The sequence below is a fragment of the Desulfofundulus thermobenzoicus genome (assembly GCF_009428905.1).
In the GTDB taxonomy this organism is placed as follows: Bacteria; Bacillota; Desulfotomaculia; order Desulfotomaculales; family Desulfovirgulaceae; genus Desulfofundulus_A; species Desulfofundulus_A thermobenzoicus.
In genome coordinates this window covers 1-9,056 of sequence record NZ_WHYR01000081.1, presented here as the reverse complement: position 1 = coordinate 9,056, position 9,056 = coordinate 1, and the positions used below count along the sequence as shown (strand labels likewise).

General features: G+C 46.5%; 7 protein-coding genes and 2 pseudogenes. All 9 read left to right on the top strand.

Features of this window, described 5'->3' with window-relative positions:
- Positions 1-187 precede the first annotated feature (187 nt).
- Positions 188-1,120 (top strand): annotated as a pseudogene (locus GFC01_RS17225) (PfkB family carbohydrate kinase); the annotation flags it as partial.
- A gap of 303 nt (positions 1,121-1,423) precedes the next feature.
- Positions 1,424-2,203 (top strand): enoyl-CoA hydratase/isomerase family protein, encoded by a 780-nt coding sequence (locus tag GFC01_RS17220; protein ID WP_194175020.1) that lies wholly within the window; start codon positions 1,424-1,426, stop codon positions 2,201-2,203.
- 94 nt (positions 2,204-2,297) lie between these two features.
- The gene (locus tag GFC01_RS17215; RefSeq protein ID WP_152948384.1) at positions 2,298-2,762 is read left to right on the top strand and encodes a MaoC/PaaZ C-terminal domain-containing protein; all 465 of its coding nucleotides are present in this window, start codon (positions 2,298-2,300) and stop codon (positions 2,760-2,762) included.
- Positions 2,763-2,819: 57 nt separating this feature from the next.
- Positions 2,820-3,566 carry a TRAP transporter substrate-binding protein gene (locus tag GFC01_RS17210; protein ID WP_341474078.1) on the top strand — a complete coding sequence of 249 codons (747 nt, stop codon included), beginning with the start codon at positions 2,820-2,822 and terminating at the stop codon, positions 3,564-3,566.
- Positions 3,567-3,658: 92 nt separating this feature from the next.
- Positions 3,659-4,168 carry a TRAP transporter small permease gene (locus tag GFC01_RS17205; protein ID WP_152948382.1) on the top strand — a complete coding sequence of 170 codons (510 nt, stop codon included), beginning with the start codon at positions 3,659-3,661 and terminating at the stop codon, positions 4,166-4,168.
- 5 nt (positions 4,169-4,173) lie between these two features.
- Entirely contained in the window at positions 4,174-5,469 is a 1,296-nt protein-coding gene (locus GFC01_RS17200; RefSeq protein ID WP_152948381.1) for a TRAP transporter large permease subunit, read from the top strand.
- Positions 5,470-5,513: 44 nt separating this feature from the next.
- The gene (locus GFC01_RS17195) at positions 5,514-7,076 is read left to right on the top strand and encodes an acyl CoA:acetate/3-ketoacid CoA transferase (protein WP_423244411.1); all 1,563 of its coding nucleotides are present in this window, start codon (positions 5,514-5,516) and stop codon (positions 7,074-7,076) included.
- A gap of 16 nt (positions 7,077-7,092) precedes the next feature.
- Positions 7,093-8,802 carry an FAD-binding protein gene (locus GFC01_RS17190; protein WP_152948379.1) on the top strand — a complete coding sequence of 570 codons (1,710 nt, stop codon included), beginning with the start codon at positions 7,093-7,095 and terminating at the stop codon, positions 8,800-8,802.
- 72 nt (positions 8,803-8,874) lie between these two features.
- Positions 8,875-9,056, top strand: a pseudogene (locus GFC01_RS17185) (electron transfer flavoprotein subunit beta); the annotation flags it as partial.

Sequence of the window (9,056 nt, the reverse complement as noted above, 5' to 3'; positions counted from 1 at the left end):
GGCTGCTTTAACTGGAACAATTGGTCGGGGTGCCTGAAAAATGAGGCAGCCCGGCTTTTTGTTTGCCAACGTTATTTGAGAATTGTATTTGGGTTTACCTTTTTAAAGTGATAATTTCTTTGGTTTTCGTGGCTGGCCGACCTAATTTAATGTGACAATTTTTTCCGGTTTATTTTGAGAATCGACAACATACGGCGGCGGAGAAGCAAACGTCGCCGTATCCCTGGCCAACTTCGGACTTGATTCCTACTTTGTCACCAAAGTACCCGCCAATCCCATCGGCCAAAGTGCTGTTAACCACCTGCGCCGTTTTGGTGTAAACACCGGTTTCATTGCCCGCGGCGGCGACCGGCTGGGCATATATTTTCTGGAAAGCGGCGCTTCGCAAAGACCGTCTAAAGTGGTCTATGACCGGGCCCATTCGGCTATTGCGGAAGCCAAACCGGAAGATTTCAACTGGCCGGAAATCCTTGCCGGAGCCCGGTGGTTTCACTTCACGGGTATTACTCCTGCTTTAAGCGATGCGGTGGCCGAAATAACATTGCAGGCAGCAAAAACCGCCAAAGGGATGGGTTTAACGGTAAGTTGTGATCTGAATTACCGGAAAAAGCTGTGGACAACGGAAAAAGCCAATCAGGTAATGTCCCGGTTGGTGCAGTATGTGGATTTGTGCATTGCCAATGAAGAAGACGCCGAAAAGGTGTTTGGTATTAAAGCCGCCGATACGGATATTACTAAGGGTGCTTTAAGCGATGCCGGCTATAAAGATGTGGCCCGGCAGCTGGTGGAACGTTTCGGGTTTAAATATGTGGCCATTACTCTAAGGGAAAGCCGTTCTGCCTCGGATAATGGATGGTCCGCCCTTCTTTACGACGGAAAGGAATATTATAAATCTCGCAAATACGACATCCACATTGTGGACCGGGTGGGAGGCGGCGATTCCTTCGGCGGCGGTTTGATTTACGCCCTGTTAAGCGGCAAACAGCCCCAGGAAGCCATTGAGTTTGCCGTGGCCGCCTCCTGCCTAAAGCACACTATACCCGGTGATTTTAATATGGTTGCTGTGGATGAGGTGGAAGCTCTGGCCGGTGGCGACGGTTCGGGAAGAGTGCAGCGGTAGTAGTTGCAACCTTAGTTTTTACCTGCTACTAAAATACCTGTGAGGGTGAACTATTAAAAAGATTGGTAAACCTTCACTAAAACCGGTGTTTACTACATAGGCGCGGCGTTGTCCTTAATTGCGATAAATTATTGGAGGTCAGAGTCAGTGGGATGGCGCCGTACCTGCACCGGTTAGACTTGAACAGCAAAAGATTGGGTTATGAACTTTTGTTTTTGGTGATTTAATCATTTTGCTTCTTGGTAATGAGATGAAGTAAATACTTCTGGAATGATTTTGGTGAACTGAAATCTGATTAAGGAGTTGTTTGGTTTGGGGGTAAAATATGAACAAAATCAATCTGTAGCTACAATAGTTATTGACAATCCTCCCTTAAATATTTTGGATGAAGCCATTCGGGTAGAGCTGATGGGTTTATTCGAAAAGGTCAGGGATAATGGCGAAGTAAGGGTGCTTATACTCAAAGGGAAAGGTTCTAAGGCCTTTTCCGTGGGGTCAAATTTACGTGAATTTCCCCTGGACCGGGGTGTGGCTGGTGGCAGGGCCAAGGTTGTTTTTGAACAAAAGCTTCATGACCTTCTGGAATCATTGCCTCAGGTAACCATAGCCGTCTTGCGCGGTTATGTACTTGGCGGCGGGTGCGAATTGATGATGCCCTGTGATTTGCGCATTGCTTCCGAGGGTGCCGTTTTTGGTTTTCCAGAAGTCAAGGTGGGTGGATTCCCCTGTTCCGGTGGAACCCAAAGATTGTTGCGCCTGATTGGAGTCAGCAAGGCAAAGGAATTATTGTTGTTGGGGAACCAGATCACAGCCAAAGAAGCGGAAAGACTGGGACTGGTGAACAAGGTTGTCCCGGAAGAATGCCTGGATCAGGAGGTTTCCCTATGGGTCGAACAGCTCCTTAACCTGCCGTGGCAATCGCTGAAGGCAATCAAACGATGTGTGAATGAGGGCGCTCTTAATCCGACCAGGGGGCAAGCGCTGGAAGTAGAAGAATATGAAAAGGTATTCATAACACGGGACATGAGGGAAGGTATTAATGCCTTTTTAGAAAAAAGACCACCCAAGTATTTACATTATTAGGACTTGCGTTCAAAGGCGATTTACATCATTAGAGACATTGAACAGTCGCCGCTAGAAAAGAGATGTATATTGCAATTAAAGCTTGGAGGGTGACATGACCGGAAAATACTTTGACGAGTGGACGGTAGGAGAGGAATGGATAACGCCCAGCAGGACAATGACGGAAACCGATGTTGTTATGTTTGCTGCTATGAGTGGTGATTATAATGAATTGCACACCAGTAAAGAGTACATGAAAGATAGTCAGTTTGGGGAACGAATCGTTCATGGTCTTCTGGGACTGGCGGTATCCCATGGTCTACTGTTCAGATTGGGGTTGCTTGAAGGGACCGGGATTGCCTTTCTGGGTATTGAATCATGGCAATTCAGAGCTCCTATATTTTTAAACGATACAATTCATGCAAAAGTAAAAGTGCTGGATAAAAGGCCCAGCCGCAGCAAATCCGACCGCGGTATCGTAAAGATTTTAGTTCAGATCATAAAGCAGGATGATACGATTGTACAGGAAGGGATAAAAACATTGATGATCAAGCGAAAAAAAACGGATAGCCGAAGTTAATCAACGGGCAGAAGGAGTTAAGCAATTATATAAAATATTTGCGAATTAAGAAAGTGAATTTATCTTGATTTCTGTATAACATCAACATCTAACGCATCCAGCCATGTACCACAAATGGGGCTGCTGAGTGCTTCATACTTATTTAATAGCGCTGAACATTTATATAAAGTAGCGACAGACCCTATGATTATTGATAAGTATGATAAAATGGTATCGGATAAAAATTTGGGATTCAAACTGGTAACTTTTCTGCCAAATGGTGTACGCAGTCTCTATTCAACTCATGAAGTAAAAAGTATTCAAGATGTTCAGGGAATGAAAGTGCGGGTGATGTCCTCGCCAATAGAAACAGCTGTTTGGGAAGCGCTTGGGACCAAACCTACCACTGTACCCTTTAATGAGGTCTATACCGCACTGCAGACCAATCTTGTGGAGGCTGCTGAAAATACTCCTTCATCTTACCTGACAGCAAAACACTATGAAGTTGCCCCATACTTTATTGAAACACAGCATGAATGGATGATGTCGGAAGTTTGGATTTCTAATAAAACATGGGATAAATTGCCTGAAGATATAAGACAAATAATTATGCAAACTGGTGCTGAAATGGCAAAGTACGGCCAGGATAAACAACTTGAGAATGACAAAAAGGCCATAGAAGAGCTGACCAGCAAACACGGTGTAAAAGATATAAAAGTAGATTTGGCTCCTTTTCGTGAAAAAGTGGCGCCATTGCATGATAAAATAGCCAAGGAACTTGGAGCAGAAGATGTTCTTGCACGAATCCGCGAATTAGGAAAATAAGATAGCAAAATTGATACGGTTATTAATTTGTTACTTGAAGGGTGGTGATGCCACCCTTCAATGACCCTGTTTTTTGTAGGAGGAAGTTATGAATGGAGAATAAAATGGAAAGTAATGTATTGAATCATCGGGAAGAGCAAGCTGTAAACAAGTTAACTGCTTTGGGCAACACCCTGGAAAAAGTGCAATTGGTGGTAGGAAGTCTTTTGCTCGCTTTCTTTTTAGCTGTTATTTTCTTGGATGTGGTTATGCGGGAATCGGGTCGTCCTATAGTCTGGTTGCAGGATGTGGCGAGGTTTGCTTTTATGTGGACAATATTTTTTGGTGCGGCAATCGGCTTGCGCCGGGGAACCCATTATCGAATCGAAATCCTTTCACATATTAATTTTTTAAAACCTTTTGTTTTCATTTGCCAGGCTGTTTTCATCATCATCTTAATTTTTTATGGATACCAGTTTGCTTTAATGGGTCTGGAACGGGTTGCCATGCCCTCCGGAATACCTATTTTCTATTCGGCAATTTCTATCCCGCTGGCCGGTATTTTCATGCTCTATTACCTGGTAGAATCGATCAGAGCATGGGCCAGTGCTAAGAAAGGATGATCTGAGTGTCTTTAATTGCTGTTCTTTTTATCAGCTTTTTTGGCTTATGCCTTTTAGGTGTTCCTATAGCCATGTCGTTGGCTCTTTCAGCGTTGATTACCGGTCTGCTGGATGGCATACCCCCTCTGGTGATTGTGCAGAATATGTTTACAGTTGTTGACAGTTATACGTTACTGGCCGTGCCGTTGTTTCTCCTGGTGGGGGAAATTATGGATCAGGGTTCCATCACCGAGCGTTTGGTTGCCTTTGCTCGCAGTGTGGTGGGGCATATACGTGGTGGTCTGGGACATGTGACCGTTTTTTCGAATATGATAATGGCCGGTATTTCTGGTTCCGGTACTGCTGATGCAGCTGCACTGGGAAGCATTATGATTCCGGCCATGAAAAAAGAGGGCTATCCCGGCGAAATGGCTGTTGCGATAAATGCTTCAGCTGCTACCATGGGACCTATTATTCCGCCCAGTATCATTATGGTTGTATACGGCGCTTATGGCGGCGTTTCCATAGCGGGCTTATTTTTGGGCGGTGCAATTCCGGGCATAATTGTCGGGATAACCTTGATGATTACTATCTATTTTTGGGCAACTGCCCATAATTTCCCCACCAGTCCCAGATCTAATTTGGCTCAAATCTTTTCTAGTTTTGCAGGTAGCATCTGGGCTTTAATTGTCCCATTTATCATTGTTTTGGGGATAGTTGGCGGGATTTTTACAGCTACAGAAAGCGCTATGGTAGCAGCAGTTTATTCACTGTTAATATCAATCTTTATTTATCGCACCTTGAATATGCGCATTTCATCGGATGCTTTCAAAAAGACATTAGTATCATTGGCCAATCCATTGCTGGCTGTTGCAGGATCTGGTGCTTTTGCTTATATTATGGCCTATCTGCAGGTCCCTGATTTAATTCTGGACATAGCTGGACCTGTTGTTGGTAGTAAATATGCAACGTTAATCTTTATTACAATTCTTTATTTGATCCTTGGAACTTTTATGGACGCAATTCCGGCTATTGTCATTTTTCTTCCCATTGTACAGCAACTAACAGCTGAAGCGGGGCTTAACCCCATTCATGTTGGCGTGCTTGTTACAGTTGTGCTTTGTTTTGGTTTTTTAACACCTCCGTACGGTTTGACTCTTTTGCTCAGCGCCGGTATTGGAAAGGTTCCTGTAATCAATGTGCTTAGAACTCTTGTTCCTTTCTATCTGGTGATGTTGGGAGTTATCGCCATATTGATCTTCCTGCCTGATATTATCCTTTTTCTGCCCAGACTATTGGTTCCAACAGCAGTTGGCGGGTGATTTATGACTGATAAAATATAATAAAGCAACTGGAGGGAATGACAGTGGGTAAAGTAATCAGTTTTGAAGAGGCTGCCAGGTTAATTAAAGACGGTGATACCATTACTGCCTGTGCATCCGCGGGGATGATGGTACCTGAGGCTATGCTGGCTGCTATTGAGAAGCGATTTTTGGCAACGGGAGCGCCTCGAAACCTTACCGTGTTTTTCCCCATCGCCATCGGTGACCGGATCAGTCTGCCCGGACTGGATCACCTGGCCCATAAGGGATTAATTAAAAGGTTAATCGGTGGGTCATATGTTTTAGGACGTTCGGACGGTAGTGGCAATAAAATTGCACAGATGGTATTGAACAATGAGGTTGAGGCTTACAACCTGCCCCTGGGAACCATGATGCATATGTTGAGGGATACGGCGGCGAAAAAACCCGGCACCTTTACCGAGGTTGGGTTAGGTACATTTGTGGATCCGCGACTTCAAGGGGGGAAATTGAATAGTATTACCACGGAGGATCTGGTTGAGGTGGTAGAGCTGGGCGGAAGGGAATGGTTATGGTATAAACCGGTACCTATTGATGTCGCCATTATCAGGGCTACCACAGCTGATGAAAACGGAAACCTTACTTTCGAACATGAACCCGGTACCCTGGGGATTCTGGCCCAGGTCATGGCAGCAAAGAATAACGGTGGAAAAGTAATCGCTCAGGTAAAAAGAGTAACACAGAATGGAAGTATGAACCCTCATGCCGTCAAGGTTCCAGGTATGCTTGTGGACGCCGTAGTGATTGATCCCAACCAGATGCAGGGTACCCAAACCATGTATGATCCCTGGCTTTCCGGTGAAGTACGGCAACCGCTAGATCGTTTTGAACTCATGCCCTTTTCTGCGGACAAGGTAATTGCCCGGCGGGCAGCAATGGAATTTAAGAAAGGCATGATTATAAACCTGGGTTTCGGCATTCCGGGGAATATACCCAGGATTGCTGTGGAGGAAGGTTTTGTGGACAGGGTAAGCTTTATTATCGAACAGGGGTCGTGGGGTGGTTTGCCGGTGAACGGCCTGCAGTTCGGTGCGTCGGCCAACCCCCAGTGCATTATAGATTCCTGTGCGCAAATGGATTTCATTGATGGAGGTGGTTTCGATCTGGCCTGTCTGGCCTTTGGCGAGGCTGACGCCGACGGGAGTGTCAACGTCAGCAAACTGGGACTGCTGATACCGGGTTGTGGTGGCTTTATCAATATTGTTAATAATGTGCCTAAAGTAGTATTTTGTGGATACTTTACCGCAGGTGGTTTAAAGGTTGATATTGAGGACGGCAAGCTTAAAATTCTTCAAGAAGGAAGATTTAATAAGTTTACCAACAAAATAGAATATATAACATATAGCGGAAAGATGATGCGTCAAAAGAAAAAAGACGTGATTTATGTAACAGAAAGGGCTGTTTTCAAATTGATAGATGACGGATTAGAAATTGTTGAAATTGCCCCCGGGGTCGACGTTAAAAAGGACGTTCTTGATAAATTAACCATTCCGGTACGGGTTGCCCCTGATTTAAAGCTCATGGACCCTCGTTTATTCAGACCGGAACCAATGGGTTTGGAAATATAGAGAGGATGCATGGTTTATGCGACTTACTTCCAGGCACACTGTATTAGTTGTTGGCGGCGGCGGCGCGGCTTGCCGCGCCGCGCTGGAGGCGGCCGAGGCCGGCGTGCAGGTGGTTATGGTCCTGAAGGGCGTCCTCGGGGAGAGTGGGGCCACAGCCTATAAGGTGGCAGAAATGGCGGGATTCAACGTGGCCGACGGTCAGGTAGATCCCCTCGATTCGCCCGAAGAACATTATAAGGATATCATAAACGCCGGGCAGGGCATGGCAGATCCTGTGCTCGCCAGAATTGTCGCCGAAGAAGCACCCCAGGTATTGAAAACTCTGCAGGAATGGGGTGTCCCCTTTGAAAAGGATAGGGATGGATATCTGGAATTTCTCAGCTGTTTTTCCACCCGTCCCCGTACGCATGTAATTAAGGGACACGGGGAACCGATTATAAAAGCCCTGGTGGCCAGGATCAGGAAATACAGCAACATCCAGGTATATGAAAATTGCCTGGTGACGAACCTTTTCGTTCATGATGGGGAGTGCATAGGCGCCGGAATTATTGATCCTGCAGGGGATTACCGGGCCATCCCTGCCGGTGCGGTGATCCTGGCCACCGGAGGGGCCGGGCAACTCTTTGCCCGGAACTTAAACCCGCCGGATATCTGTGGCGATGGCTATACCCTTGGCTATGAGGCCGGGGCAGAACTGGTGAATATGGAATTTATGCAGGCCGGCTTTGGAATCGTCCACCCGGTGGTGAATATTTTAAACGCCTGGATCTGGTCGGCTCATCCTCCTCTTACCAATGCCCTTGGTGAACATTTTTTGGGGAAATACCTGCCGGGGGGGGTTGCCGTAACAGAAGTAATGGATGCCCACGCCCGCCATTTTCCCTTCAGTTCTTCCGATTTATCCCGTTACCTGGAGGTTGCCGTTCAGGCCGAGATTGTGGAGGGGCGCGGTACCGGGGAAGGCGGCGTTTTTCTGGATCTGACCGGACTTACGGATAGTTATCTGGATACATTGCCCCCGGGAGATGATTTTCGGAAGATGTGGCCGATCACCAGGGATTACCTGCAGGGAAAAGGTGTGGATGTTCTTGAAAAACCCGTCCAAATCGCCTGTTTTGGTCATGCCGTTAACGGCGGTCTGAAAATCAACGAACGCTGCCAGACGACAGTAGCCGGACTTTATGCTGCAGGAGAGGTGGCGGGAGGGCCGCATGGCGCCGACCGTCTGGGTGGCAATATGATGGTAACGTGTCAGGTGTTTGGCGCCCGGGCCGGCCGTTTTGCTGCCCAGGAGGCGATGAACAAAAATTATATATCTATCTCTGAAAGCTTGTTTAAAAAGAGCAGGGACGAAATTTTTAACGGGATTGGTCGCCGTGTGGATATAAAGGCATTAAAGATAAAGTTGCAGAGCGAGGCCCAGCAAAAACTTCTTGTCAGGCGGAACGAAGCAGGGCTCAAGGAGTTTATCGGTGTGATCCACAATTTGCGTGGGGAAATACAAAAAGCGCCATCCGCCGGTCCACGAAAGGGCCTCTGGGAACTGATGAGCCTTTTAAGAGCGGGAGAACTAATGGCAATGGCCGCCCTGCTGCGTCAGGAGAGCCGTGGCAGCCATTTCCGTCAGGATTTTCCCGGGAGAGATGATGCTAAATTTATATATCCGATCACAATTGTTCGGAATGGCGATCGTCCTGTGGCTAAAATAACAAATGTAAAATATTAATGGTTTGCAACAAACTAATCGGAATCTATTTGTATTGCTGTTGTCCAAGTGGCAATTACGAGGAGGGGCAATATGAAAGTAGTGGTCTTTACCAAACAAACCTTTGACACCGAGGCCAAGATCACCATTGATAATCAGGGCAAAATCAATAGAGAAGGGGTCAGCCTGATCATGAACCCCTACGACGAATTTGCCGTGGAAGAAGCCCTGCGCATCAAGGAGAAAACCAAAGGGGAAGTGACCGTGGTCAGCGT

Bases quoted from the DNA above. Each gene is read 5' to 3' on its own strand.
- GFC01_RS17190 (WP_152948379.1), top strand. From the start codon at position 7,093: ATGCGACTTACTTCCAGGCACACTGTATTAGTTGTTGGCGGCGGCGGC.
- GFC01_RS17205 (WP_152948382.1), top strand. From the start codon at position 3,659: ATGGAGAATAAAATGGAAAGTAATGTATTGAATCATCGGGAAGAGCAA.
- GFC01_RS17215 (WP_152948384.1), top strand. From the start codon at position 2,298: ATGACCGGAAAATACTTTGACGAGTGGACGGTAGGAGAGGAATGGATA.